Source organism: gamma proteobacterium symbiont of Lampromicra miyakona, assembly GCF_059730895.1.
This window is the reverse complement of sequence record NZ_AP035932.1, coordinates 953,236-979,706: the sequence shown is the minus strand read 5'-3', so window position 1 is coordinate 979,706 and position 26,471 is coordinate 953,236. Positions and strand designations below refer to the sequence as shown.

The 26,471-nt window shown below is 58.7% G+C and carries 22 protein-coding genes; 3 read left to right on the top strand and 19 right to left on the bottom strand.

The window, feature by feature from the left end:
- Positions 1–137 precede the first annotated feature (137 nt).
- From AC6I8P_RS04420 to cysG, 10 genes are all read right to left on the bottom strand, one after another.
- On the bottom strand, positions 138–1,181 hold the full coding sequence (locus tag AC6I8P_RS04420; protein ID WP_421039741.1) for a LacI family DNA-binding transcriptional regulator: 1,044 nt from the start codon (positions 1,179–1,181) through the stop codon (positions 138–140).
- Between the two features lie 15 nt (positions 1,182–1,196).
- Entirely contained in the window at positions 1,197–2,240 is a 1,044-nt protein-coding gene (gene truD, locus AC6I8P_RS04415) for a tRNA pseudouridine(13) synthase TruD (RefSeq protein WP_394515926.1), read from the bottom strand.
- A complete protein-coding gene (ispF, locus tag AC6I8P_RS04410) occupies positions 2,237–2,719 on the bottom strand; it encodes a 2-C-methyl-D-erythritol 2,4-cyclodiphosphate synthase (protein ID WP_031279680.1) in 483 nt (160 codons plus the stop codon). Before ispF ends, truD begins: the two co-directional genes overlap by 4 nt.
- Positions 2,719–3,435: a 2-C-methyl-D-erythritol 4-phosphate cytidylyltransferase gene (ispD, locus tag AC6I8P_RS04405; RefSeq protein ID WP_021507349.1), complete on the bottom strand. Its 717-nt coding sequence runs from the start codon at positions 3,433–3,435 to the stop codon at positions 2,719–2,721. Before ispD ends, ispF begins: the two co-directional genes overlap by 1 nt.
- A 3-nt stretch (positions 3,436–3,438) precedes the next feature.
- The gene (ftsB, locus tag AC6I8P_RS04400; RefSeq protein ID WP_021507350.1) at positions 3,439–3,756 is read right to left on the bottom strand and encodes a cell division protein FtsB; all 318 of its coding nucleotides are present in this window, start codon (positions 3,754–3,756) and stop codon (positions 3,439–3,441) included.
- 170 nt (positions 3,757–3,926) lie between these two features.
- Positions 3,927–4,247 (bottom strand): DUF3561 family protein, encoded by a 321-nt coding sequence (locus tag AC6I8P_RS04395; protein ID WP_021507351.1) that lies wholly within the window; start codon positions 4,245–4,247, stop codon positions 3,927–3,929.
- A 54-nt stretch (positions 4,248–4,301) separates the two neighbouring features.
- Positions 4,302–4,907: an adenylyl-sulfate kinase gene (gene cysC / locus AC6I8P_RS04390; RefSeq protein WP_152390524.1), complete on the bottom strand. Its 606-nt coding sequence runs from the start codon at positions 4,905–4,907 to the stop codon at positions 4,302–4,304.
- Positions 4,907–6,334 (bottom strand): sulfate adenylyltransferase subunit CysN, encoded by a 1,428-nt coding sequence (cysN, locus tag AC6I8P_RS04385; RefSeq protein ID WP_498031017.1) that lies wholly within the window; start codon positions 6,332–6,334, stop codon positions 4,907–4,909. The genes cysC and cysN overlap by 1 nt, the downstream gene beginning before the upstream one ends.
- A gap of 10 nt (positions 6,335–6,344) precedes the next feature.
- Complete coding sequence (gene cysD / locus AC6I8P_RS04380) at positions 6,345–7,253, bottom strand: sulfate adenylyltransferase subunit CysD (RefSeq protein ID WP_021507354.1); 909 nt, start codon at positions 7,251–7,253, stop codon at positions 6,345–6,347.
- Positions 7,254–7,262: 9 nt separating this feature from the next.
- Complete coding sequence (cysG, locus tag AC6I8P_RS04375) at positions 7,263–8,678, bottom strand: siroheme synthase CysG (RefSeq protein WP_059010912.1); 1,416 nt, start codon at positions 8,676–8,678, stop codon at positions 7,263–7,265.
- Positions 8,679–8,926: 248 nt separating this feature from the next.
- On the opposite strand from cysG, the gene AC6I8P_RS04370 reads away from it, so the two are divergent.
- The gene (locus AC6I8P_RS04370; RefSeq protein WP_498031016.1) at positions 8,927–9,946 is read left to right on the top strand and encodes an aminopeptidase; all 1,020 of its coding nucleotides are present in this window, start codon (positions 8,927–8,929) and stop codon (positions 9,944–9,946) included.
- 56 nt (positions 9,947–10,002) lie between these two features.
- Here AC6I8P_RS04370 and AC6I8P_RS04365 read toward each other — a convergent pair whose 3' ends face one another.
- Genes AC6I8P_RS04365 through cysJ form a run of 3 tightly spaced genes read right to left on the bottom strand, consistent with a single transcriptional unit; the run spans position 10,003 to position 14,260 of the window.
- A complete protein-coding gene (locus AC6I8P_RS04365) occupies positions 10,003–10,737 on the bottom strand; it encodes a phosphoadenylyl-sulfate reductase (protein ID WP_058759741.1) in 735 nt (244 codons plus the stop codon).
- Positions 10,734–12,458, bottom strand: coding sequence for an assimilatory sulfite reductase (NADPH) hemoprotein subunit (gene cysI / locus AC6I8P_RS04360; RefSeq protein ID WP_498031015.1), 1,725 nt, complete (start codon positions 12,456–12,458; stop codon positions 10,734–10,736). Before cysI ends, AC6I8P_RS04365 begins: the two co-directional genes overlap by 4 nt.
- Positions 12,458–14,260, bottom strand: a complete 1,803-nt coding sequence (cysJ, locus tag AC6I8P_RS04355; RefSeq protein WP_215481460.1) for an NADPH-dependent assimilatory sulfite reductase flavoprotein subunit — start codon at positions 14,258–14,260, stop codon at positions 12,458–12,460. The genes cysI and cysJ overlap by 1 nt, the downstream gene beginning before the upstream one ends.
- A 293-nt stretch (positions 14,261–14,553) precedes the next feature.
- On the opposite strand from cysJ, the gene queD reads away from it, so the two are divergent.
- Complete coding sequence (gene queD / locus AC6I8P_RS04350; RefSeq protein ID WP_176428100.1) at positions 14,554–14,916, top strand: 6-carboxytetrahydropterin synthase QueD; 363 nt, start codon at positions 14,554–14,556, stop codon at positions 14,914–14,916.
- A 126-nt stretch (positions 14,917–15,042) separates the two neighbouring features.
- Here queD and queE read toward each other — a convergent pair whose 3' ends face one another.
- From queE to rlmD, 6 genes are all read right to left on the bottom strand, one after another.
- Positions 15,043–15,714, bottom strand: a complete 672-nt coding sequence (queE, locus tag AC6I8P_RS04345) for a 7-carboxy-7-deazaguanine synthase QueE (RefSeq protein WP_021507361.1) — start codon at positions 15,712–15,714, stop codon at positions 15,043–15,045.
- Positions 15,715–15,863: 149 nt separating this feature from the next.
- A complete protein-coding gene (eno, locus tag AC6I8P_RS04340; protein WP_021507362.1) occupies positions 15,864–17,162 on the bottom strand; it encodes a phosphopyruvate hydratase in 1,299 nt (432 codons plus the stop codon).
- A 77-nt stretch (positions 17,163–17,239) separates the two neighbouring features.
- A complete protein-coding gene (pyrG, locus tag AC6I8P_RS04335; protein ID WP_021507363.1) occupies positions 17,240–18,877 on the bottom strand; it encodes a glutamine hydrolyzing CTP synthase in 1,638 nt (545 codons plus the stop codon).
- Positions 18,878–19,136: 259 nt separating this feature from the next.
- A complete protein-coding gene (mazG, locus tag AC6I8P_RS04330) occupies positions 19,137–19,919 on the bottom strand; it encodes a nucleoside triphosphate pyrophosphohydrolase (protein ID WP_125310165.1) in 783 nt (260 codons plus the stop codon).
- A gap of 109 nt (positions 19,920–20,028) precedes the next feature.
- Positions 20,029–22,263 carry a GTP diphosphokinase gene (gene relA, locus AC6I8P_RS04325; RefSeq protein WP_058780268.1) on the bottom strand — a complete coding sequence of 745 codons (2,235 nt, stop codon included), beginning with the start codon at positions 22,261–22,263 and terminating at the stop codon, positions 20,029–20,031.
- 32 nt (positions 22,264–22,295) lie between these two features.
- Positions 22,296–23,612 carry a 23S rRNA (uracil(1939)-C(5))-methyltransferase RlmD gene (gene rlmD, locus AC6I8P_RS04320; protein ID WP_498031014.1) on the bottom strand — a complete coding sequence of 439 codons (1,317 nt, stop codon included), beginning with the start codon at positions 23,610–23,612 and terminating at the stop codon, positions 22,296–22,298.
- A gap of 90 nt (positions 23,613–23,702) precedes the next feature.
- On the opposite strand from rlmD, the gene barA reads away from it, so the two are divergent.
- Positions 23,703–26,432 (top strand): two-component sensor histidine kinase BarA, encoded by a 2,730-nt coding sequence (gene barA / locus AC6I8P_RS04315; RefSeq protein WP_498031013.1) that lies wholly within the window; start codon positions 23,703–23,705, stop codon positions 26,430–26,432.
- Positions 26,433–26,471: the final 39 nt, after the last annotated feature.

Below are 26,471 nucleotides of genomic sequence, written 5' to 3'. Positions count from 1 at the left end.
CCCGCCAACCTGAAAACGTTTTCAGGTTGTGAGCCAACTTATTTAATGGCGCATATTAAGTCAACGTGAGGATCGTGAAATTGCGATCGCGCTAACAAAGCGCAACGAAAGCAGGCGGAACGTTTAAGGGGAGAAGATCAGGCGGATTCGCCGGGGATCAATACCGGCTTTAGCGGTGCGCTGCAGCGCGCATCCGGGCTTAAGCTGCCGTCCAGCTGCGCCATCATCATGGTGATAATGCTTTGCCCCAGCTGCGGATTCTGGTGATCGACGCTGGTCAGGCGCGGGATAAAATATTCGCTGCCGGGAAAGCGCTCGCAGCTGATCACCGCCACCTGCGCAGGCACCTCAATACCGCGATCGCGTAGCGCACGGATCGCGCCCATCGCCACGCGATCGTTGATTGCCACCAGCGCCTGCGGCAGTTCTGCCTGCTGCCACAGCGTCTCCACGGCCTGATAGCCGTGTTCGGGATAGAAGTTATTCAGGCAGATCCAGCTGTCGCGCGGCGTAATGCCAGCCTGCTGCAGCGTGGCGTGAAAATGACTGACGCGCTCGCGCGTGACCCACACTTTACGCGAACCGCCAATGAACGCGATATCACGTAGGCCGCGATCCAGCAGATGATTCACCGCCAGCTCAACGCAGTGCTGCTGGTCGCGCATCACGCACGGCCAGCGGCCAGCAGGATGCGGCTGCCCCACCACCACGACCGCCATTTTGTCCATCAGCGATTCCAGCAGCGTCAGGTAGCCGGATGGAATCGGCGCATAGTCGCTGTGACCGCCGAGCACGATCACCCCATCGATCTGGCTGTCGATAATCGACTGAAAGATCGCGCTTTCGTCATCGGCGTTTTGCGCATTGCGGTTGGCGGACTGGGTATCGTACAGGGTGATTTTATAGCCGATGGCCAGACAGGCCTGCTGAATCTGCGCCACCAGCGTGACGAAGTACGGATTGGTAATATCAGAGACGATCACCGCGAGCGTATAGCTCTGGCGCGATATCATGCCGCGCGCCATCAGGTTGGGGCTGAACTGATGCTCGGCGATCACCTGTTCCACCCGCGTGCGGGTTTTTTCCGACACCCACGCATGCTTATTGAGCACGCGCGAGACGGTGGTAATCGACACACCGGCGAGTACGGCAATATCCTTGATGGTGAGATTTTTGCTCATCGTCGCCGGGTTCGCTTATTCGTCGCCGAGCGGGGCCGCCGCGCCGTTGCTCAGCAGCTCACGCACTACGCTGGTGGCAAAACTGCCGGCCGGCAGCCAGAACTGCAGCTCGAGCGTGACGTCATCCCACCAGTTCCACTGCAGATCTTTCGGCACCACCAGCATGGCGCGCCGCGCGGCATCGACGCGTTCACGCTCCAGCAGGCCGAGCAGATCGGCCGCGCCCGCCAGTTGCTGCTGTTCAAACGCCAGCGTTTCGCCCTGAGTGCCCAGCTCGCCGCGTCCGGCCAGCGGTGCGGTGATGCGCAGCTCGTGGTTATCCACACGCTGTTGCAGCGCAGGTAACTCGTCCGCCCGGGCAACAAACCAGCTGCCGCGCCCGCTGAGCTGCAGCGCATCGCCGGGCTGCACGCGGTCCAGCGCACCTTCACGCTGCAGGCGCGCGCTGGTCAGCTGATTGAACAGCTGGCTGCGCGCCGCCGACAGCAGAATGCCTTTCATACTGCGGTCGCGTGGACGGAATTTCTCCTCTGCCCACAGGCGCGCCTGCGTCAGGTTATTGCCGCCGCGGCCAAAGCGCTGTTCGCCAAAGTAGTTGGGCACGCCCTGCTGCTGAATCTGCTGCAGCCGCGATTCCACCTGCGCGCGATCGGAAACCTGACGTACCACCAGACGAAACGCATTGCCCGCCAGCGCGCCGGTGCGCAGTTTACGCTTGTGGCGAATCACCTGCAGGATCTCTACGCCTTCCAGCTGGAAGCCGGCAAGGTTGGGCATCGCCGTGCCCGGCACGCGGAAGCACAGCGTCTGCTCGGTGACCGCGTGGCGATCTTTCATGCCGGCATAACTGAGATCGCGCTGATGCACGCCGAGGAATTTGGCGATCGCCTCAGCGACAAAACGCGTGTTGCAGCCAATTTTACGGATGCGCACCAGCAGCTGCTCGCCTTCGCCATCATAGGGATAGCCGAGATCTTCAATTACCACGAAATCTTCGGGACTGGCTTTGATTACCCCGGTGGCAGCGGGCACGCCGTGCAGGTAGAGCAGCTCACTCATGCCCGATCGGCCTTCACCAGCAACGCCACGGCTTCGCAGGCAATGCCTTCACCGCGACCGGTGAAGCCCAGCTTCTCGGTGGTGGTGGCTTTGACGTTGACATCATCCATGTGGCAACCGAGATCTTCGGCGATGTTGACGCGCATCTGCGGCACGTGCGGCAGCATTTTCGGTGCCTGAGCGATAATGGTGACATCAACGTTGCCGATGCGGTAGCCCTTCTGCTGGATGCGGCGCCAGGCTTCGCGCAGCAAACCGCGGCTGTCGGCGCCTTTGAATGCCGGATCGGTATCCGGGAACAGTTTGCCGATGTCGCCCATCGCCACCGCGCCCAGCAGCGCGTCGGTCAGCGCATGCAGCGCCACATCGCCGTCGGAATGCGCAATAAAGCCCTGTTCGAAGGGAATACGCACCCCGCCAATCACCAGCGGGCCTTCGCCGCCAAACGCGTGCACGTCAAAACCGTGACCGATACGCATCATGCGTGCTCCTTTAACTGAATCTGAGTGAGATAGAAGGCCGCCAGCGCCAGATCTTCCGGCCGCGTTACCTTAATATTGTCGCTGCGTCCGCTGACCAGCTCAGGATGATAACCGCAATATTCCAGTGCCGAGGCTTCATCGGTGATGGTCGCGCCTTCATTGAGCGCGCGCGTCAGGCAGGCGGTCAGCAGCGCATGCGGGAAAAACTGCGGCGTCAGCGCATGCCATAAGTCATCGCGTTCAACGGTATGCGCAATGGCACCTTTGCCAGGCTCCGCGCGCTTCATGGTGTCGCGCACCGGTGCCGCCAGAATCGCGCCGACTTTGCTGTGCTCACGCACCGCCAGCAAACGCGCTAAATCATCGGGATGCAGGCACGGACGCGCCGCGTCGTGCACCAGCACCCAGGCGCTGTGGCGGATGGTCTGTAATCCGGCCAGCACCGACTCGGCGCGGGTTTCGCCGCCGGTGACGCGCAGTACGCGGGCATCCTGCGCCAGCGGCAGGCTATCGAACCAGCCGTCATCCGGGCTGACTGGCACCACCACCTGCTTTACCGCCGGATGCGCCAGCAGGCGCGCCACGCTGTGCTCGAGCAGGGTTAACGGACCGATGGTGAGATACTGCTTCGGACAGGCGGCCTGCATGCGGCTGCCGATACCGGCAGCCGGCACCACGGCAATCACATCCGCAGAGGAAGAGAGCTGATTCATGGTTTATCGTTGTTGATTCTGCGCCGCTTGTTGCGCATTACGTTTGTTTTGGTCTGGCACCAGACGATAGAAAGTCTCGCCAGGCCTGATCATGCCCAGCTCGCTGCGTGCGCGTTCCTCAATCGCCTCTGAACCGCCATTGAGATCGTCAATTTCGGCAAACAGCTGATCGTTACGCGCTTTGAGTTTGGCGTTATTCGCCTGTTGTGACGCCACGTCTTCGCTGACGCGCGTGTAATCATGGATACCGTTCTTGCCCAGCCACAGAGAGTATTGCAACCATCCCAGCAGCACGAGCAGCAGTAACGTCAGTTTTCCCATCCCCGCCCCCTGAAAAACGGCTCAATCATCCCATAACTTGACGCCGGACTCCACTGCGGCAGCGAAAATGGCGCGCAAGCAGATTTGTCTGGACAAATAATGACGGGGAAAGCGCCGGACGGCAGGTAAAGTTTTGTAACCTGCCGATGCGTTTGCACATCAGCGCCGGATTACCAGCCGGAGAGAAAGGAGAACAGCAGCCAGAACAGGCACACCACCACCAGGGCGGTGATCAGGCCGCTCCACCACAGCCGGCCACGCAGCATCAGGCTGAGCACGATGCCAATCAGCACCGAAACCGGCAGCAGCGCAAGGAAAAAAGGCCAGGTGTAGAGAAAGAAAAACAGCGTGTTAGAGCCGTACAGCAGAAACGGGATGCCCAGCGCACACCAGTACGAGAGAAAGCCGATCACGCCGCCCGGCAACGATGAGCGTGGCTCATCCGGGGTGCGTTCATCTTTGCGTGCCAGCATGGGGGTAACGTTCTGCATAGAGATCCTGTTGACGCTAAAGCGCGGCAAACCGTGAGATTTGCCGCTGTCGGTTCAGGATCTGATGATATCGTGGTGGCGCAGCAGGTCTAACAATTGGCCGGTCAGTTTTGTAACCAATTGTTCACCATCCAGCTGGATTTCCGGCGCGTCCGGCGCCTCGTAAACGCTGTCGATACCGGTGAAGTTACGTAGCTCGCCGGCACGGGCTTTTTTATACAAGCCTTTCGGATCGCGCGCTTCGCACACCGCCAGCGGCGTATCGACGAACACCTCGATAAACTGCCCGTCACCGAGCAGATTGCGCACCATCTGGCGCTCGGCGCGGTGCGGCGAAATGAACGCCGTCAGCACCACCAGTCCGGCATCCACCATCAGTTTCGCCACTTCGCCCACGCGCCGGATATTCTCTTTGCGGTCGTCATCGCTGAAACCGAGATCGCGGCACAGGCCGTGACGCACATTGTCGCCGTCCAGCAGATAGGTGCTGACGCCCAGCCGGTGCAGCGCCTGCTCCAGCGCACCGGCCACGGTAGATTTACCCGAGCCAGAGAGCCCGGTAAACCACAGCACCACGCCACGATGGCCGTGCTGCTGTTCGCGCTCAGTGCGCGTGACCGGGTGGTCATGCCACACCACGTTTTCGTCGTGCTGCGCCATTACTGACCGCCCAGCAGGTCGCGCGCGTTCCAGTGCGGGAAGTGACGGCGCACCAGCGCGTTCAGCTCCAGCTCGAAATCACTGTACTGGCCAGCCTGACTGCGCGCGGCGCTCAGCGGCTGATGGATCATGCCAGCGCCGACGGTCACGTTGCTCAGGCGATCGATAAAGATCATGCCGCCGGTCACCGGGTTCTGCTGGTAAGCATCCAGCACCATCGGTTCATCAAACGTCACTTCTACCAGACCGATGCCGTTGAGCGGCAGGCTGTCGACCGCGCGTTTTTCCAGCGTATTGATCTCCACCTGATGGAGAATCTTTTCGACGCGGCCACGCGCTTTCTTGCCGGCAATTTTCACTTCATAGCTTTGTCCCGGCTGCAGCGGCTGTTCCGCCATCCACACCACGTCGACGGTCGCGGACTGCACCGCCTGCAAATCGGCTGCGGCATCCACCAGCAGATCGCCACGGCTGATGTCGATCTCATCGTTCAGCACCAGGGTAATCGCCTCACCGGCGGCCGCCTGCTGCAGGTCGCCGTCAAAGGTGACGATACGCGCAACGCTGGATTCCATACCGGACGGCAGCACTTTCACTCGCTGGCCGACGCTGACCACGCCCGATGCCAGCGTACCGGCATAGCCACGGAAGTCGAGGTTCGGCCGGTTAACATACTGCACCGGGAAGCGCATCGGCTGCGTGTCGACCACGCGCTTCAGCTCTACCGTTTCCAGCACGTCGAGCAACGTCGGGCCGCTGTACCACGGCATGGTTACGCTCGGGGTGGCGACGTTATCGCCTTCCAGCGCCGACATCGGCACAAAGCGGATATCAAGATCGTCCGGCAGCTGCGCGGCAAAATCGAGGTAATCCTGTTTGATCTGCTCGAAGGTCTCCTGGCTGTACGCCACCAGATCCATCTTGTTGATCGCCACCACCAGATGTTTGATGCCCAGCAGCGTGGCAATAAAGCTGTGGCGACGGGTCTGATCCAGCACGCCTTTGCGCGCATCGATCAGCAGGATCGCCAGATCGCAGGTTGAGGCACCGGTCGCCATGTTGCGGGTGTACTGCTCGTGCCCCGGCGTGTCGGCGATGATGAACTTGCGCTTCTCGGTGGAGAAATAGCGATAGGCCACATCGATAGTGATGCCCTGCTCGCGCTCGGCCTGCAGGCCATCGACCAGCAGCGCCAGATCGAGTTTCTCGCCCTGGGTGCCGTGGCGTTTGCTGTCATTGTGCAGCGACGACAGCTGATCTTCATAAATCTGGCGCGTATCGTGCAGCAGACGGCCAATCAGCGTACTTTTGCCGTCGTCGACGCTGCCGCAGGTGAGGAAACGCAGCAGGCTTTTGTGTTGTTGCGCGGTCAGCCAGGCTTCAACGCCGCCCTGCTCGGCAATCTGTTGGGCAATAACGGTATTCATCGGCGTCTCCTTAGAAATAACCCTGACGTTTTTTCAGTTCCATCGAACCGGCCTGGTCGCGGTCAATCACGCGCCCCTGACGTTCACTGGTGGTGGAGACCAGCATCTCTTCAATGATTTCCGGCAGCGTCTGCGCCTCGGATTCCACCGCGCCGGTCAGCGGCCAGCAGCCGAGGGTACGGAAACGCACCATACGCTGCTTAATCACTTCTCCCGGCTGCAGGTTGATACGATCGTCATCAATCATCATCAGCATGCCGTCGCGCTCCAGTACCGGGCGCGGTGCAGCCAGGTACAGCGGCACGATTTCGATGTTTTCTAGGAAGATGTACTGCCAGATATCCAGCTCGGTCCAGTTGGAGAGCGGGAACACGCGAATGCTTTCGCCTTTGTTGATCTGGCCATTGTAGTTGTGCCACAGCTCCGGACGCTGGTTCTTCGGATCCCAGCGGTGGAAACGATCGCGGAACGAATAGATACGCTCTTTGGCGCGCGACTTCTCTTCGTCACGGCGTGCGCCACCGAATGCCGCATCAAAACCGTATTTGTTCAGCGCCTGCTTCAGACCCTCGGTTTTCATGATGTCGGTGTGTTTGGCGCTGCCGTGCACGAACGGGTTAATACCCATCGCCACGCCTTCCGGGTTACGGTGCACCAGCAGCTCTGCGCCCATCGCTTTCACGGTGCGATCGCGGAACTCGTACATTTCACGGAATTTCCAGCCGGTATCAACGTGCAGCAGCGGAAACGGCAGCGTGCCCGGATAGAAGGCTTTGCGCGCCAGATGCAGCATCACCGAGGAGTCTTTACCGATGGAGTACATCATCACCGGATTGCTGAACTCGGCCGCCACCTCGCGGATGATATGGATACTCTCTGCCTCCAGCTGGCGCAGATGAGTGAGACGATTTTGGTCCATAATTTTTCCTCAAGCCAAATTGACAACGGCGGACTCGCGAGCCCCCTGCTGTGCCGAATGTTGGAACCAGGCAAGTTGCCCGTGCAGATTCACCACTTCGCCAATCACTAATAGCGCTGGCGTTGGCGCGGCAGCTGCCAGCGCCTCGAGTTGTGCTAAGGTGCCGGTCAGCACCTGTTGATCCTGGCGCGTGCCGCGACCAATCACCGCCACTGGCGTTGACGGCGCGCGACCGTGTTCGATCAGCCCGGCGGCAATTTCCGCCGCTTTCACCGTGCCCATGTAAATTGCCAGCGTCTGACGCGCGCGCGCCAGCGACGGCCAGTCGATACCGTCGCCGTCGGCGCGGCAGTGACCGGTAATAAACAGCACGCTCTGGGCATAATCGCGATGGGTTAACGGAATACCGGCATACGCGGTAGCACCCGCGGCCGCGGTGATGCCCGGCACCACCTGGAACGGAATGCCCGCCGCCTGCGCCGCCTGCAGCTCTTCGCCGCCGCGGCCAAAAATAAACGGATCGCCGCCTTTCAGGCGCACCACGCGCTTGCCCTGCTGCGCCAGCGTCACCAGCAGCTGATTGGTCTCTTCCTGCGGCACCGAATGGGCGCCGGCGCGTTTGCCGACGCAGATACGATCGGCATCGCGTCTTACCAGCTCCAGCACCTCGTCGCTGACCAGATGGTCATACAGCACCACATCGGCCAGCTGCATCACCTGCAGCCCGCGCAGCGTCAGCAGACCGCTGTCGCCCGGGCCGGCACCGACCAGCGTGATTTCACCCTGATTATCGGAAGTGTTTTCCAGTTCGCGATCGAGCGTGCGGCGCGCCTCGTTGACGTTACCCGCCGCCATCTGGCTGGCAAACAGGCCATTAAAAGCCCGCTCCCAGAAGCGACGACGGTCAGACATTTTGTGGTAACGCTGTTTGACTTTGTCGCGCCACTGACCGGCCACTTCGGCCATCTGCCCGAGATTGGCGGGCAGCAGCGCTTCGATTTTTTCACGCAGCAGACGCGCCAGCACCGGCGCGGTGCCGCTCGAGGAGATCGCCACTACCAGCGGTGAGCGGTCAACAATCGACGGGAAGATAAAGCTGCATTTTGGCTGGTCGTCGACCACATTCACCAGCTTGTGGCGCGCATTAGCGGCATCAAATACCTGCGCGTTGAGGGCGTTATCGTCGGTGGCGGCAATCACGAGGAAAACATCGTCCAGCTGCGCCGCGTCGAAGTGCTGAGCAATCCACTCGATGGCGTTAATGTCGCGCAGCGCCTGCAGTTCATGGCCGAGCTCGCGCGCGGCTACCCGCACGTGCGCACCGGCACGCCGCAGCAGCTCAATTTTACGCGCAGCGATTTCGCCACCGCCGACCACCAGCACCGGACGGCTTTTGAGATCGGCAAAGAGAGGCAAGTAATCCACGTTAACCTTGTTAGTTTTACAATAAGTTAACGCGACTATACGTCCCCGCCTTCTGGCAGATGAAATTACGAATTAGCATGAGTAGTTACCAAATGGAATAACGCACCGGGATTGCTGATAACAATTTGTGCTTAACAAATGATATTGCTGGTGTTTCGGAGCGATACAAATTGTGCAGGCGGCGTCACAGTTTCATACTAACTTAGAATTTTTTTACCCTGACGGGATGTCAGAAAAGGACAACCACTATGTTTGCCACTCTCCGCCGCAGCGTGCTGGCAGCACTGATTGCCGGCGGTTTGCCTCTTTTGGCGCAGGCTGCAGCGATCGCCCCTGGCCACTTTGCCGAACAGCAGCTGCGCCACATTGCCACCTATTTCCCGGGCCGCATGAGCGGCAGCCCCGCCGAGCTGATGACGGCAGATTATCTGCAGCAGCAGTTCACCCAGCTCGGTTATCAGAGCAATACCCGGCAGTTTAATACCAGCTATAACTGGCTGGAGAAACAGGGCATCACGCGCCGCCATAAAGTGACGGCGACCTCGGTGATCGCCGCACGCGCCGGCAGCGTGCCGCAGGAGATTCTGATCGTCACCCATCTGGATACCTGGACGCCGCTCAGCCAGCACGAGGCAGACAATAATCTCGGCGGCCTGCGTTTGCAGGGCGTGGACGATAACGCTTCCGGGCTGGGCGTGATGCTGGAGCTGGCGCAGGCGCTGAGTCAAACGCCGCTGCACTATGGCGTGCGCTTTGTGGCACTGAGCGCAGGCGAAGCCGGTTTACACGGTATGGATGATTATCTGGCGCGCATGAGCGTGCAGGAGAAGAAAGATACGCTGCTGGTGATCGATCTGAATAGCCTGATCGTTGGCGATCGCCTCTACTTTAATAACGGCATGAATACGCCAGCGGCGGTACGCAAGCAGACCAGCGCGCGCGCCCTGCAGATTGCGCACCGTTACGGCATCACGGCCGCCAGTCACGCGCTGACCGCACGCGACTACCCAGGCGTTAATCCGTTTGATAAAGCCGGGATTCCGCTGCTGGACGTTACCGCAGCCAACTGGGCGCTGGGCAATAAAGCCGGTGAGCAGCAGCGCGCCCGTTCACCGCATTTTCCGGAGGGTACGGTGCGCCACCAGACCGGGCGCGATAATCTGAATTACATCGACCACTGGCTGCCGGGGCGCATCCATCAGCGCACGCGCGACAGCGTACGCATTTTGCAGCCGCTGCTGACGGAGCTGGCTAATCCGACGTTGTAAGATCTTGCCGGTTTTTACGGGTGCGCACCGCTGCGCACCCGCAGCAATTGCGCCCGTCAGCCTTCGTGTAACCCGCATTCGCGTTTGAGGCCGAAAAAGCGTGTCTCTTCCTCAGCCATCCCCGGCTCCCACTTGCGCGTGGTGTGCGTGTCGCCCACGGAGAGGTAACCTTCGTCCCACAGCGGATGGTACTTCAGCCCATGCTGCTTCAGATACTGGTGCACCTGACGGTTATCCCAGTCGATGATCGGCAGGATTTTGAACACGCCACGCTGCACGGCCAGTACCGGCAGGCTGGCACGGCTGCCGGACTGATCGCGGCGCAGGCCGGCAAACCAGGTCTGCGCACCCAGCGTTTGCAGCGCGCGGTTCATCGGCTCGACTTTGTTAAGCTGGTTGTACTGCTCGATCCCTTCAACGCCCTGCTCCCACAGCTTGCCGTAGCGCGCTTCCTGCCACGCCGGTGAGGTTTCGGCGCGGAAGATCTGCAGATTCAGGTTCAGCTGCTGCGTCAGCTCATCAATGAAGCGGTAGGTCTCAGGGAACAGATAACCGGTATCGGTGAGGATCACCGGAATATCCGGGCGCTGCTGCGTGACCATGTGCAACAACACCGCCGCCTGAATACCAAAACTCGACGACAGCACAAAGGCGCCCGGCAGCTGCTCCAGCGCCCAGCTGACGCGCTGTTCGGCAGAGAGCTTTTCCAGCTGGACGTTGCTTTCCGCCAGCGCCATGATGCGATCGACTTTGCTGCCGCTGTTCAGGCTGGCGAGATCGGGTAGTGTCATACTGCCTCCGGGTCCCAGAAATCACGGGCGGGATCGACCACCGGCTGCACAATGCCCGCGCGAATCACGAAGTCACCAAACCCTTCATCCGCCGTGCGCTCGCTGGCCCAGCGCGCCACCAGCTCATCGATGCTGGCGAGGATTTCGTTTTCCGTGATGTTTTCGCGGTACATGCGCGGGATACGCGTGCCGATGCGATTACCACCAATATGCAGGTTGTAACGGCCCGGCGCTTTGCCCACCAGGCCCAGTTCGGCCAGCATGGCACGGCCACAACCGTTCGGACAACCGGTAACGCGTAACACTATGTGCTCTTCGCCGACGCCGTGGCGGTGCATGATCTCCTCCACTTTGCTGACGAAGGACGGCAGGAAGCGTTCGGCTTCAGCCATCGCCAGCGGACAGGTCGGGAAGGCCACGCAGGCCATGGAGTTTTCACGCTGTGGCGTAACCGCTTCCATCAGGCCGTGCTCACGCGCAATGGCTTCAATCTGCGCTTTCTGCGTCTCCGGTACGCCGGCCACAATCAGGTTCTGATTGGCGGTCAGGCGGAAATCGCCCTGATGCACTTTGGCAATCTCCGCGATACCGCGCTTCAGCGGACGGCCCGGATAATCCAGCAGGCGACCGTTTTCGATAAACAGCGTCAGGTGCCATTTTTTGTCGATGCCCTTCACCCAGCCGATGCGATCGCCACGGGTGGTAAATTCGTACGGGCGAATCGGCTCGAAGGTCAGGCCGGCACGCTTCTCGACTTCGGCTTTAAAGGTCTCGACGCCGACGCGCTCCAGCGTGTATTTGGTTTTGGCATTTTTACGATCGGTACGGTTACCCCAGTCGCGCTGCGTGGTGACCACCGCCGCAGCCACATCAAGGATCTTCTCCACCGGCAGGTAGCCAAACTCGCTGGCGGTGCGCGCATAGGTGGCTTTGTTGCCGTGCTCAATCGACAAGCCGCCGCCGACCAGCAGGTTAAAGCCAATCAGCTTGCCATTCTCCGCAATGGCGATGAAGTTCAGATCGTTCGCATGCAGATCGACATCGTTATGCGGCGGCACCACCACGGTGGTTTTAAACTTACGTGGCAGATAGGTCTCACCGAGGATCGGCTCCTGATCGGTGGTGGCGACCTTCTCCTGATCCCACCAGATCTCGGCGTAGGCGCGCGTCTGCGGCAGCAGGTGCTCGGAAAGCTTCTTCGCCCACTCGTACGCTTCCTGATGCAGCTCTGACTCCACCGGGTTCGAGGTACACAGCACGTTACGGTTGACGTCGTTAGCGGTGGCCAGCGCGTCCAGTCCGACTTCATGCAGCATCTGGTGAGTCGGCTTAACGTTCTTCTTCAGAATGCCGTGAAACTGGAATGTCTGACGGTTAGTCAGGCGAATGCTGCCGTACAGCGTTTTGTCGGTGGCAAATTTATCAATCGCCAGCCACTGCGTTGGCGTGATGATGCCGCCCGGCAGACGGCAGCGCAGCATCATCGCATGTCGCGGTTCCAGCTTCTGCGCGGCGCGCTCGGCGCGGATGTCGCGGTCATCCTGCTGGTACATGCCGTGAAAACGGATCAGCAGGAAGTTATCGCCGGTAAAGCCGCCGGTCAGGCCATTGTCGAGATCTTCTAAAATGGTGCCGCGCAGGTAGTTGCTCTGCTTTTTCAGACGCTCGGCGTCGGAAAGTTTGCCTTCAACCACCAGCGGTCCAGGATGTTTTTCGCTCATTAGTAAACGTCTCGCTGATAACGGCGCTCAATGCGCAGCTCACTTAAAAATTCGTCAGCGGTTTCACGATCCATGCCGCCGTGTTCGACCACCACATCCAGTAATGCCTGTTCAACGTCTTTCGCCATGCGATTGGCGTCGCCGCAGACGTACAGGTGCGCGCCCTCTTCAATCCAGCGCCACACTTCCGCCCCTCTGGCGCGGATTTTATCCTGTACGTAAATCTTTTCGGCCTGATCGCGTGACCACGCCAGATCGATATGGGTCAGCAGACCGTCTTTAACGTATTTCTGCCACTCTACCTGATAGAGGAAATCTTCGGTGAAGTGCGGATTACCAAAGAACAGCCAGTTTTTACCACTGGCACCGTCGTTTTCACGCTGCTGCATGAAGGCGCGGAACGGGGCAATGCCGGTGCCCGGGCCGATCATGATCACTGGCGCATCCGGATTGGCCGGCAGGCGGAAATTATCGTTATGCTCGATGAACACGCGGATTTCGCCATCTTCTTCCAGCCGATCGGCCAGCCAGGTGGAAGCGCCGCCGCCGCGCTGACGGCCGTCAATTTCATAACGCACCGCGCCGACGGTGATATGCACTTCGGTTTCGCTCTCCGCCTGCGACGAGGCGATGGAGTAAAGCCGCGGCGTCAGCGGACGCAGCAGGCCAGTCAGCTGGCCGGCGTTCAGTTCGGTGGGCGCCTGGCGCACCATGTCGACAATCGGGAAACTCTGCGCGAAGCTTTGCAGCTTCGGCTTGTCGCCCGCCAGCGCCAGCAGCGCCTCATTGCGCGACAGGGCTGCATACTGCTCGACGATCTGCGGCGTGTTGACCGTCAGCTCAAAATGTTTCTGCAGTGCCTCGGCCAGCGGCAGGGTTTCTCCGCGCACCTCGACCTGCTCATCGCCTTTCAGCCATACCAGCTGCAGCAGCTCCTGCACCAGTTCCGCATCGTTTTCATACCATACGCCGAGCGCATCGCCTGGCTGGTAACGCAGACCGGAACCTCCCAGATCGATTTCAATATGGCGCACGTCTTTATCTGAGTTGCGACCGGTAATTTTCTGGTTCAGAGCAAAGCTGGCGGTGAGCGGCGCTTCTTTGGTGTAAGGACTGCTGTCCACCAGGTTGACGCTGCCAGCCGCGCTGGCTGCCAGCTGCGCTGCCGGTTCCGCCGGCACGCGCGCTTTGAGAATATCGGTGAGCTGCAGACGCCAGGCGCTGGCCAGCTCGCTGTATTCAACATCGGCATCCACGCGATCCAGCAGGCGTTCGCCGCCCAGTTCGGCCAGACGCTGGTCGAAGTCTTTACCGGCCTGACTGAAAAATTCATAGGAGGTATCGCCAAGACCGAACACGGCAAAGGCGGTATCGCTCAGCTTCGGCGCTTTCTTCGACAGCAGGAATTTATGCAGCGCTACCGCCTCTTCCGGCGGTTCGCCCTCGCCCTGCGTTGAGGTCACGATGACCAGCAGTTTTTCCTGACCGATCTGTTTGAATTTATAGTCGCCGGCATTCACCAGGTTGACGCTCAGTTTCGCCGCCAGCAAATCGTCACGCAGCTGCTCGGCCAGCCGGCGCGCATTGCCGGTTTGGGAGGCGGAGATCAGCGTAATGCCCGGCACCTCAGCGGCGACTGGCGCAGGCGCGGCAACGGTGCCCGGTGCCTGATTAACCATGCCCCAGAAGTAGCCAGAGAGCCATGCCAGCTGCGTTGGATTGAAATCGGTGGTCGCGGCCTGTAAGCGCGCAATTTGCTCCGGGGATAGCGGAAGCATCGCTGGGGGTGCCTGAGTCGTCATCGCGTTAAAAATTCCAGTGTCAGAAATCCGTACCGGGAAGCGGCGGAAGAGTGGGTAGGTTACCGGCCTGTATATTAACGATTAAATAAGGCTTCGACATAATAAATAACCAAAATGACTAAGTGGTTTTTTGGGTCAACCTAACCAGTAAAAGTGGTAAATAAAGTTGTAGTAATTCAATCAGTTAATCAACGGCGTAACCGGCAGATCGGCAGAAATGCCCTTTTCAGCGCTGGCGGGTGCGAAAAATCTGCTTTTCAGGTAGACTTCAGCGGTTTTTACGTCTGAGAGCCATTATGTCTACCACGCTGTTTAAAGAGTTCCAGTTTGAAGCGGCCCACCGCTTACCTCACGTGCCGGAAGGGCATAAATGCGGTCGTCTGCACGGCCATTCATTTCTGGTGCGACTGGAAATTACCGGTGAAGTGGATGCGCATACCGGTTGGGTAATGGATTTTGCCGAACTGAAGGCGGCGTTCAGGCCGATCTACGATCGCCTCGATCACCATTATCTCAACGATATTCCCGGTCTGGAGAACCCGACCAGCGAAGTGCTGGCGAAATGGATCTGGGATGAGATGAAGCCGATTCTGCCTGAGCTGAGTGCAGTGATGATCAAAGAGACCTGCACCGCAGGTTGCGTCTATCGCGGCTGACAGCCGCGGTAAAGGTCAGAAGGTCGCCATCAATGGCGACCCTACGGTGTAATGAGTTTTACAGGGTGCGCATTGATGCGCACCAGCCACAATTGCGTTGATTTTGCCGGGTGCGCATCGGGTGAATCAGGCGATGTTCAGGTATTTGTGCGTCTGCATCGAAAGCCGCCAGTTGCGGGCAATGCAGGTTTCAATACACAGTCTGGTCGCTGCCTCGCCACGGCTGATGGGCTGCAGCGCCACAATGCGTTTTTTCTCATCCTGCAGGCCAGCCAGCAGCGCATCCAGCGCTTCCACGTCCCGCTCGCGCGCCACCGGATGTTTGATCTCATCGGCACGCTGCAGCGCCTGCGGCAGCACATCGTAGCCACCCCGCATGTTCACCTTCGGCGACACCGTCACCCAGGTGGCAGCGGAACAGTGCACTTCATGCGTGCCGCTGGTTTCAATCTGACACTGAAAACCGGCCGCTTCCAGCGCTTCGGTCAGTGGACGTAAGTCAAAAATTGCCGGCTCACCGCCGGTGATTACCACATGGCGGGCGGTCCAGCCCTGACGCTGAATGCTCTCAATCAGCGTGGCCGCATCGGCGCTACCCCAGGCATCGCTCTCCACGGTTTTGACCAGAATGTCCCCCAGCGACGTCTCCCGATCCGCCCGCGTTTCCCAGGTATGTTTGGTATCACACCAGCTACAGCCCACCGGACATCCTTGTAAGCGGATAAAGATGGCCGGCACGCCGGTGTAAAAACCTTCGCCCTGCAGCGTCTGGAACATTTCGTTAATCGGGTAGAACATTTTTTACTCACGTCAGAAATTCGAGGCGCAGATTATGGCAGATTTTGTGCGTCGCTTCACAGCTGCTTCGTGCCATAAAAAGCAAAAGCCCCGCACGAGGCAGGGCTTGATGTCAGGCGATGTGGCCGTTTAGCCACATCCGCAGGCGATTACGCCTGGCCTTTAACTTCTTTCAGACCGTTGAACGGCGCTTTGTCACCCAGCGCTTCTTCGATACGAATCAGCTGGTTGTACTTAGCAACGCGGTCAGAACGGCTCATAGAACCGGTTTTGATCTGGCCAGCGGCAGTACCGACCGCCAGGTCAGCGATGGTCGCATCTTCAGTTTCGCCAGAGCGGTGAGAGATGACCGCAGTGTAGCCAGCGTCTTTCGCCATCTTGATCGCAGCCAGGGTTTCGGTCAGAGAACCGATCTGGTTGAATTTGATCAGGATAGAGTTAGCGATGCCTTTCTCGATGCCTTCTTTCAGGATTTTGGTGTTGGTCACGAACAGGTCGTCGCCCACCAGCTGAATTTTGTCGCCCAGCACTTTGGTCTGGTAAGCGAAGCCGTTCCAGTCAGACTCATCCAGACCGTCTTCGATAGAAACGATTGGGTACTGTTTGGTCAGGTCTTCCAGGAAGTGGGTGAACTCTTCAGAAGTGAAGGCTTTGTTGCCTTCACCAGCCAGCACATATTTGCCGTCTTTGTAGAATTCAGATGCTGCGCAGTCCATCGCCAGGGTGATGTCTTTGCCCAGCTCGTAGCCTGCTGCTTTAACAGCTTCGGCGATAACGGCCAGCGCTTCGGCGTTTGAACCCAGGTTTGGCGCGTAGCCACCTTCGTCACCCACCGCGGTGTTCATGCCTTTGGCTTTCAGAACTTTAGCCAGGTGATGGAACACTTCAGAACCCATACGGATGGCTTCTTTCACGGTTTTCGCGCCAACCGGCTGAATCATGAACTCCTGGATATCAACGTTGTTATCCGCGTGCTCACCACCGTTGATGATGTTCATCATTGGCAGTGGCATAGAGTATTTGCCCGGGGTGCCGTTCAGTTCTGCAATGTGTGCGTACAGTGGCAGACCTTTAGAGGCTGCTGCTGCTTTCGCTGCTGCCAGAGAAACCGCCAGAATGGCGTTTGCACCGAAGTTGGATTTGTTGTCAGTACCGTCCAGCTCGATCATGATCTTATCGATGTTCGCCTGGTCTTTGGCATCTTTGCCTTTTACCGCGTCAGCGATTGGGCCGTTAACCGCAGCAACCGCTTTGGTTACGCCTTTGCCCAGGAAACGAGACTTATCACCGTCACGCAGCTCCAGTGCTTCGCGTGAACCGGTTGATGCACCTGATGGCGCAGCAGCCAGACCAACGAAACCGCCTTCCAGATGCACTTCTGCTTCTACAGTCGGGTTGCCACGGGAGTCGATGATTTCGCGACCGATGACTTTAACGATTTTGGACATTCGATTTTCCTCAGTACAAGTTAGTCAATCCTAAGACAAACAACGCGCGAAAAGTTCGCGCGCTGTTCGTTAAACTCTTACTTCGCTAAACGCTTCTGGTGCTCCTGCGCGGCTTTCACAAAGCCAGCGAACAGCGGATGACCATCACGCGGGGTCGACGTGAATTCCGGGTGGAACTGGCAGGCTACAAACCATGGATGATTCGGGATCTCAATGATCTCCACCAGTTGATCGTCGCCGGAACGGCCTGCAATGTGCAGACCCGCCGCTTCAATCTGCTTCAGCAGCAGATTGTTTACTTCGTAACGGTGGCGGTGACGCTCAGTAATGACGTCAGAGCCGTACAGCTGGCGCACTTTGCTTTCCGGCGTCAGCTGGCACTGTTGGCTTCCCAGACGCATGGTGCCGCCCAGATCGCTCTGCTCGGTACGCTGTTCAACGTTACCGTTTTCATCGCGCCATTCGGTGATTAACGCAACCACCGGGTACTTACAGTCTGGCACAAATTCAGTGGAGTTGGCGCCTTCCATCCCGGCCACATTGCGCGCGAATTCCATCAGCGCAATCTGCATGCCAAGGCAAATGCCGAGGTACGGAATGTTGTTTTCACGCGCGTATTGCGCGGTCAGCAATTTTCCTTCCACACCGCGGTAACCGAAGCCACCAGGAATCAGGATAGCATCAAGATCTTTCAGAATTTCGACGCCGCGCGTTTCCACGTCCTGCGAATCGATCAGCTTGATGTTAACGGTGACGCGATTTTTCAGGCCGCCGTGCTTCAGCGCTTCAATCACGGATTTATAGGCATCCGGCAGTTCGACATATTTGCCGACCATACCGATGGTGACTTCGCCGCCCGGATTGGCTTCTTCGTAAATCACCTGCTCCCACTCGGCCAGATTGGCTTCCGGCGCGCTCAGGTTGAAACGCTTGCAGATGTAATCATCCAGACCCTGCGATTTCAGCAGGCCCGGGATCTTGTAGATCGAATCAACGTCTTTCAGCGAGATAACCGCTTTTTCCGGCACGTTACAGAACAGGGCGATCTTCGCGCGCTCGTTAGCGGGCACCGCGCGGTCTGAACGGCAAATCAGCACGTCAGGCTGAATACCAATCGACAGCAGCTCTTTAACCGAGTGCTGGGTTGGCTTGGTTTTCACTTCACCCGCCGCCGCCATGTAAGGCACCAGCGTCAGGTGCATATACATGGTGTGTTCACGGCCAACATCGACCGCCATCTGGCGAATCGCTTCCAGGAACGGCAGGGATTCGATATCGCCCACGGTTCCGCCGATTTCCACCAGCACGACGTCATGACCTTCGCCACCTTCAATGATGCGCTCTTTGATGGCGTTAGTGATGTGTGGGATGACCTGAATGGTCGCGCCCAGATAGTCGCCGCGACGCTCTTTGCGCAGCACTTCTGAGTAGATACGGCCGGTAGTAAAGTTGTTGCGGCGCGACATTTTGGTACGGATGAAGCGCTCGTAGTGACCTAAATCCAGATCGGTCTCGGCCCCGTCATCGGTGACGAACACTTCACCGTGCTGCGTAGGGCTCATGGTACCCGGATCGACGTTGATATACGGATCGAGTTTCATGATGGTCACATTCAGACCACGTGCTTCAAGGATGGCTGCGAGGGAGGCTGCGGCAATGCCTTTGCCCAGAGAGGAAACGACCCCGCCGGTCACAAAAATATAATTCGTTGTCATGCTGAACCTGAGAGTTTAGGTTTAAAGACGGTGGAATAACCAGGACGGGAAAACAGTATACCCGAAGTCGTCCGCAGCCACAATTGATGAATCACACCATCCTCCTCGCATTACAGCCTGTAACATAGCGGAGAGTGCCGGGTGAAATGTTGACGTACGTCACAAAGTTGCCGACTGGCTGAATCGAGTAAGCTCGGCCGGTGATTTTATGCGCAGCGCTGGAATAATCACCTGCGCTGCGCGGTGAGGCTGAAGAAGGTTATTCGCCGGCTTTAACCTGCTGCCAGGCGGCTTCCATCTGCGCCAGCGTAGCCTGTTCCATGCTCAGCCCCTGGGCCTGAATAATATTCTCTACCTGACGGAAGCGGCGCTCAAACTTGTCATTGGCCTTCTGCAACGCGGTTTCCGCTTTGCTGCCGAGATGGCGTGACAGATTGACGGTGGCGAACAGCAGATCGCCAATCTCCTCTTCCAGCTTGTCGCTGTCCACCACGGCCTGCTGCGCTTCATGCATCACTTCGTCGATCTCTTCATGCACTTTATCCAGCACCGGCCCGAGGCTGTCCCAGTCGAAGCCTACGCTGTGACAGCGCTTCTGGATTTTATAGGCGCGCATCAGCGCCGGCAGCGCTTTAGGGATATCGTCCAGCACCGAGTGCTGCGACTTCTCCGCACGCTCGCGCTGCTTGATCGCCTCCCAGTTTTTCAGCACCTCGGCCGTGGAATCGACCTGGACTTCGCCGAAGATGTGCGGATGGCGACGCTCCAGTTTGTCACTGATGGCGTTACAGATGTCATCGAAGTTGAAACGCTGCTGCTCCTCGGCCATGCGGGCGTAGAACACCACCTGAAACAGCAGATCGCCCAGTTCGCCGCGCAGATCGTCAAAGTCTTCGCGCTGGATGGCGTCGATAACTTCATAGGTCTCTTCCAGCGTATACGGCGCGATTGAGGCAAAGGTCTGCTGGCGATCCCACGGGCAGCCGCGCACCGGATCGCGCAGGGTTTGCATGATGGTGAGCAGGCGGTTTAAAGCAGTCATGAAAGTCCCCGGAACAACAAGATAAAAAGCCGCCATTAATGGCGACCCTGCAGGGTAATTACGCGGTTTTGCCCGGGTGCGCATTGCTGCGCACCGGTCTCAGCAGGGCTTAATGTAAGCGGCGCGCATCGATAATATCCGGCACCTGATTAAGGCGCGCCAGCACGCGACCCAGCACCTGCTGGTTATAAATCTCGATATCCATATCGATGGTGGCGAGCTGCTTTTTGGTGTCGCTGCGGCTGGACACGCCCAGCACGTTGACCTTTTCATTGGCCAGGATGGTGGTGATGTCGCGCAGCAGCCCGCTGCGATCGTTGGCCGTCACGCGTACCACCAGCGAATAACCGCTGGAGTAACTTTCGCCCCACACCGCATCGACAATCCGTTCCGGTGCATGCGAAATCAGTTCGCTGAGCTGATCGCAGTCGGCGCGGTGAATCGAAATGCCGCGCCCCTGGGTAATAAACCCGACAATATCATCGCCCGGAATCGGCTGGCAGCAGCGCGCAATGTGGTGCAGCAGATTGCCGACGCCCTCCACCACCACGCGGCCACTCTCTTTGCGCGCCGACGACGGCTGATGTGATTTCTGCGTCAGCTGACGCAGCGCCTCGCGATCTTCCTCTTCGGCGCTCGGCTTGTTGAGCTTCGCCTGCAGGAAGTTAACCATCTGGTTAAGACGGATATCCCCGCCGCCAATCATCGCCAGCAGCTCATCCTGCGAGCTGACGTTATAACGCGGCAGCAGCAGCTTCTCGGCTTCGCGCATGCTGATATCCAGCTGGCCCAGCTCGCTATCCAGGATTTGCCGGCCGGCCGCGATATTTTTGTCGCGATCCTGTTTACGGAACCAGGCATGAATCTTCGAGCGCCCGCGGCTGGTGGTGATATAGCCGAGGTTGGGGTTCAGCCAGTCGCGGCTCGGGTTCGGCTGCTTCTGAGTGATCACCTCAATCTGATCGCCCATCTGCAGCTGATAGGTAAAGGGCACGATACGGCCGCCGATTTTGGCACCGATGCAGCGATGACCAATATCACTGTGAATGTGGTAGGCAAAGTCGAGCGGCGTGGAACCGGCCGGCAAATCGACCACGTCGCCCTTCGGCGTAAACACGTAAACGCGGTCATCAAATACCTGGCTGCGCACCTCTTCCAGCATCTCGCCGGAATCCGCCATCTCTTCCTGCCAGGTAATCAGTTTACGCAGCCAGGCAATGCGCTCTTCGTGCCCTGCGGCACCGCGCGCGTTGCTGGCCGTCGGTCCTTCTTTGTACTTCCAGTGTGCCGCGACGCCCAGTTCAGCGTCCTCGTGCATCTGGCGGGTACGGATCTGAATCTCGACCGTTTTGCCCTGCGGGCCCAGCACCACGGTATGAATCGACTGATAACCGTTTGGCTTGGGATTGGCAACGTAATCGTCGAACTCGCTAGGCAGATGACGATACAGCGTGTGGACGGTGCCGAGCGCGCCGTAGCAGTCCTGCAGGCGTTCAGCGACGATGCGCACTGCGCGCACGTCGAACAGCTCATCAAACGCCAGCGACTTCTTCTGCATTTTGCGCCAGATGCTGTAGATATGCTTGGGACGGCCGTAAACTTCCGCACGCACGCCCTCTTTTTGCATCTCTTTACGCAGGTTATCGACGAAGTTATCAATGTACTGTTCACGATCGATGCGGCGTTCGTGCAGCAGTTTGGCGATGCGTTTGTATTCGTCAGGATGGAGATAGCGGAAGCAGTAATCTTCCAGCTCCCATTTGAGCTGGCCGATCCCGAGACGGTTGGCCAGCGGCGCATAAATGTTGGTGCTCTCTTTCGCCGCCAGCACGCGCTCATCTTCCGGCGCATCTTTCATCTCGCGCAGGTGGGCAATACGTTCTGCCAGCTTGATGACCACGCAGCGGAAATCTTCCACCATCGCCAGCAGCATGCGGCGCACGTTATCCACCTGCTCCGAGGCCATCGAGTCGTTGTGAATGGCTTTCAGCTGACGGATGGCATCCATATCGCGCACGCCGTGCACCAGCGAGACGATGTTTTTGCCAAAGGCCTTTTCCAGATCCTCTTCGCTCACCACGCCCGCATTGGCCAGCGGGAACAGCAGCGCGGCGCGCAGACTGTCGATGTCCATACTGAGCATGGTGAGAATTTCCACCATCTCAATACCGCGCCACAGCAGCAGAGCCTGATCTGGATGGTCGTGCGTTTCGGCTTCACAGTAGCGCCATGTTTCCGCCAGTCGTTCGCAGGATTGCGGATTACTGATACTCAAGCTGGCGATCCACTGGTCAAGGGCAAATTCCCCGGCCGTATTTAAATGCGCACTTCTAACCGCAACCATATCCTCTCCTGCCACAGCGACTTAAACATCGCTTATGTTTTGCTAAACAGCACCATGGATTCGAGATGGCTGGTATGAGGGAACATATCCAGCATCGCGACCCTTTCCAGATGGTAGCCCGCCGACAGTAATGTCTGACTGTCGCGGGCAAGTGTTGTCGGGTTACAGGAAACATAGACCACGCGTTGCGGCGCAAGTTTAACGATATGCGACATCACGCCCGCGGCCCCGGCTCGTGCCGGATCCAGTAACACCTTATTAAATCCCTGCGCCGCCCAGGGCTGGCGCGAGACATCTTCCTCTAAATTATGCTGGAAGAAGCAGACATTTCTGAGATTGTTAAGCTGAGCATTATACTCTGCCTGGCGCACTAATGCTGCAACGCCCTCCACACCCACCGCATTTTGTACGAACTTTCCTAGCGGCAATGTGAAGTTGCCCATGCCGCAGAACAGATCGAGCACCCGATCGTCCGGCTGCAGATCCAGCCAGGCAATCGCCTGTGCCACCATCTGCTGATTCACGCCATCGTTGACCTGTATGAAATCCTGCGGGCTAAAGGTTAGCTGCAAATCAAACGAGCGGTAGTAAGGCTGCTCGGCACCGAGCGCCTGCAGCGCGTCACTGCCGTCCGCCAGCCAGATCATCAGCCGGTGCTCATGCGAAAAACGTTCCAGTTTTGTCCGGTCCGCAGCGGAGAGCGCATCAAGATGGCGCAGCACCATTAGCGGACCGTTATCCGCCAGCACCAGTTCCACATGCCCCAGCCGTTTCACTGCGTGCAGGCTGCTGAGACAGTGGAGCAGCGGCTGCAGCAGCGCCTCAAGCTCGGGCACCAAAACGGGGCATTGCGTCACATCAATCAGATCGTTACTGCCCGCCTGACGGAAGCCCATCTGCAGGCGCTGCTGCTTCGGCAGCCACTGCAAACCGAGACGCGCGCGCCGGCGATAGCCCCAGGGTGCTGCGCTGATGATCTCATCCACCTGCACCGGCAGCGCCGCTTCCTGGCTCAGCATGCGGCCCAGCGCCCGCGCTTTGCTCTCCTGCTGCAGCGCCACGGACACGTGCTGCTGCTGGCAGCCGCCGCACACGCCGAAATGGATGCAGCGCGGTTGCTGGCGCTGCGGGCTCGGTTGTGTAATCTTTTTGGCTTTGCCGCGCGCAAACTGACGCTTATCTTCGGTCAGGATCACCTCGGCCTGTTCGCCGGGCAGCGCGCCGCTGACAAACAGCGTTTTACCGTTATGGCGCGCCACGCCCTGACCAAAGGGATCAAGCTCGTCAATGGTGACGCTGAGACGTTGCTTCGTCGTCACGCGCTGTTTTGCGGAGTAAAATTGCGCCATAGTATTGTGAATTCTCAGTTTTCATTAGGTGTGCAGCCGTATGCGGTTTTTGCACAGGGATAAAATGCCAGGAGTCGCCAGGCCACAATTATGACCAAATACAGCCTGCGGGCGCGAATGATGATTCTGATACTGGCGCCGACGCTGATGATTGGCCTGCTGCTCAGTACCTTCTTCGTGGTGCACCGCTACAACGAACTGCAGCACCAGGTGCGCGATGCCGGCGCTAACATTATCGAACCGCTGGCGGTGTCGAGCGAGTACGGCATGACGTGGCATAATCGTGATGCGATTCGCGAGCTGGTCAGCCTGCTGCATCGCCGTCATTCCGATATTGTCCGTGCCATTACGGTTTTCGACAACAACAATCACATCTACGTCAGCTCCAATAACAACCAGAACCTCGCGCTGCTGCAAAAAGCCGATATTTCCACGCTGTCGGATGGCGTGTCGGTGGAGCGACACGGCAACCTGATGGTGCTGCGCACGCCAATCATCTCTGAACGCTATTCGGTGGACGAACTGCCGGGTGAAGACGCCAAGCCGGCAGGCAATCCGCTGGGTTATGTGGCGATTGAGCTGGATCTGCAGTCGGTGCGGCTGGAGCAGTACAAAGAGGTGTTTGTCGCCACTCTGCTGCTGCTGTTTTGCCTGTGCATCGCCATGCTGTTTGCCTATCGACTGATGCGCGACGTCACCGGCCCGATTCGCAACATGGTTACCACCGTGGACCGCATCCGGCGCGGCCAGCTCGACAGCCGCGTGGATGGCTATATGCTGGGCGAGCTGAGCATCCTGAAAAACGGCATCAACGCCATGGCGATGTCGCTTACTGCCTACCATGAAGAGATGCAGCAGAACATCGACCAGGCAACCTACGATCTGCGCGAAACGCTGGAGCAGCTGGAGATTCAGAACGTCGAGCTGGACCTGGCGAAAAAGCGCGCCCAGGAAGCGGCACGCATCAAGTCGGAGTTTCTCGCCAATATGTCGCACGAGCTGCGCACGCCGCTCAATGGCGTGATTGGCTTTACCCGCCAGATGCTGAAAACCGGTCTGAGCACCAACCAGCGTGATTACATGAGCACCATTGAGCGTTCGGCCAATAACCTGCTGAGCATCATTAACGACGTGCTCGATTTCTCCAAACTGGAAGCCGGTAAGCTGGTGCTGGAGTCGATCCCGTTCCCGCTGCGCGCCACGCTGGATGAAACGCTGGTGCTGCTGGCGCCATCCGCGCATGAGAAAGGGCTCGAGATCACCGTGTGCCTCGAGAAACAGGTGCCGGATAATGTGATTGGCGATCCGCTGCGTCTGCAGCAAATTCTGATCAACCTGATTGGCAACGCCATCAAATTCACCGAGCGCGGCCACATTGATCTGCGCGTCGAGCTGCGTCATCTCAGCATCACGCGGGCGGAACTGGAGATTCAGGTGCACGATACCGGCATCGGTATCTCTGAGCAGCAGCAGTCGCAACTGTTCCAGGCCTTTCGTCAGGCGGATGCCAGTATTTCGCGCCGTCACGGCGGTACCGGTCTTGGCCTGGTGATTACGCAGAAACTGGTACACGAAATGGGCGGTGAGATCGCCTTCCACAGCCGGCAGAATCAGGGCTCCACCTTCTGGGTACAGGTACATCTGGATCTCAATCCTAACGCACCGGCGATTCCACGCATGCTGGACGATCTGCACGCCACGCCGCTGGCTTATATCGAACCCCATCCGGCGGTGGCGAAAGCGGTTCAGGAGATGCTGAGCATTACGCCTCTGCAGGTGCAGCACTTTGCCAGCCTTGACGATCTGCCCGACGCCCATTTCCCGCTGCTGCTGATGGGGCTGCCGGTCAGCGATCCGCATCCGGCTACGCTGTCCGATGCGCTGATTGCCCGCCTGCGCGCACACGCCGACTCGGTGCTGCTGGCGCTGCCGAGCGAAATGATGCTGTTCGCCGATGATTTGCGCGCGCGCGGTATCGCCGGTTGCATTGCCAAACCGGTGTCGCTGACGCGATTGCTGCCGATGCTGCTCGATCTCAACATGCGTCACAGCGACGCCGCCCCGCGCGGCGTAAGACAGCCGCTGACGGTGATGGCGGTGGATGATAATCCGGCCAACCTGAAGCTGATCGGCGCATTGCTGGAGGAGCAGGTCCAGAACATCATTCTGTGCGACAACGCCAGTCAGGCGATTCACCAGGCGCGACAGCAGCGGCTGGACGTGATTCTGATGGATATTCAGATGCCAGACATCGACGGCATCCGCGCCAGCGAGATCATCCGCAGCCTGCCACAGCACGCCAGCACGCCGATTGTCGCGGTCACGGCGCATGCGCTGGATGGCGAACGTGAGCAGCTGATCGCCGCCGGCATGAATGACTATCTCGCCAAGCCGATTGATGAGGACAAGCTGAAGCAGCTGCTGCAGCGCTATGCGCCGGGCAGCGTGGCGAGCGCGGTGCGACAACCGGCGATCGCACCCTCACTTGACTGGGCGCTGGCATTGCGTCAGGCGGCGAATAAAGCCGAGCTGGCGCGCGATCTGCTGCAGATGCTGCTGGATTTTCTGCCGGAAGTGGAGCAGCGCGTGGCGCAGTGTATGGCGCAGAATGACGTCGATGGGCTGCGCGAGATTATTCATAAGCTGCACGGCAGCGCCAGCTACAGCGGCGTGCCACGGCTGAAACAGCTGTGTCAGCAGCTGGAGAAGAGTCTGCATCAGGAGAGCGATATCGCAGCGCTGGAACCAGAGCTGCTGGAGCTGAGCGACGAGATGGCGAATGTGGCGCGCGAAGCGCGTCAGGTGCTGGGCGTGGTGTAGTGAGGGTTATGGGTTGTGTGCTGGGCCCTCACCCTAACC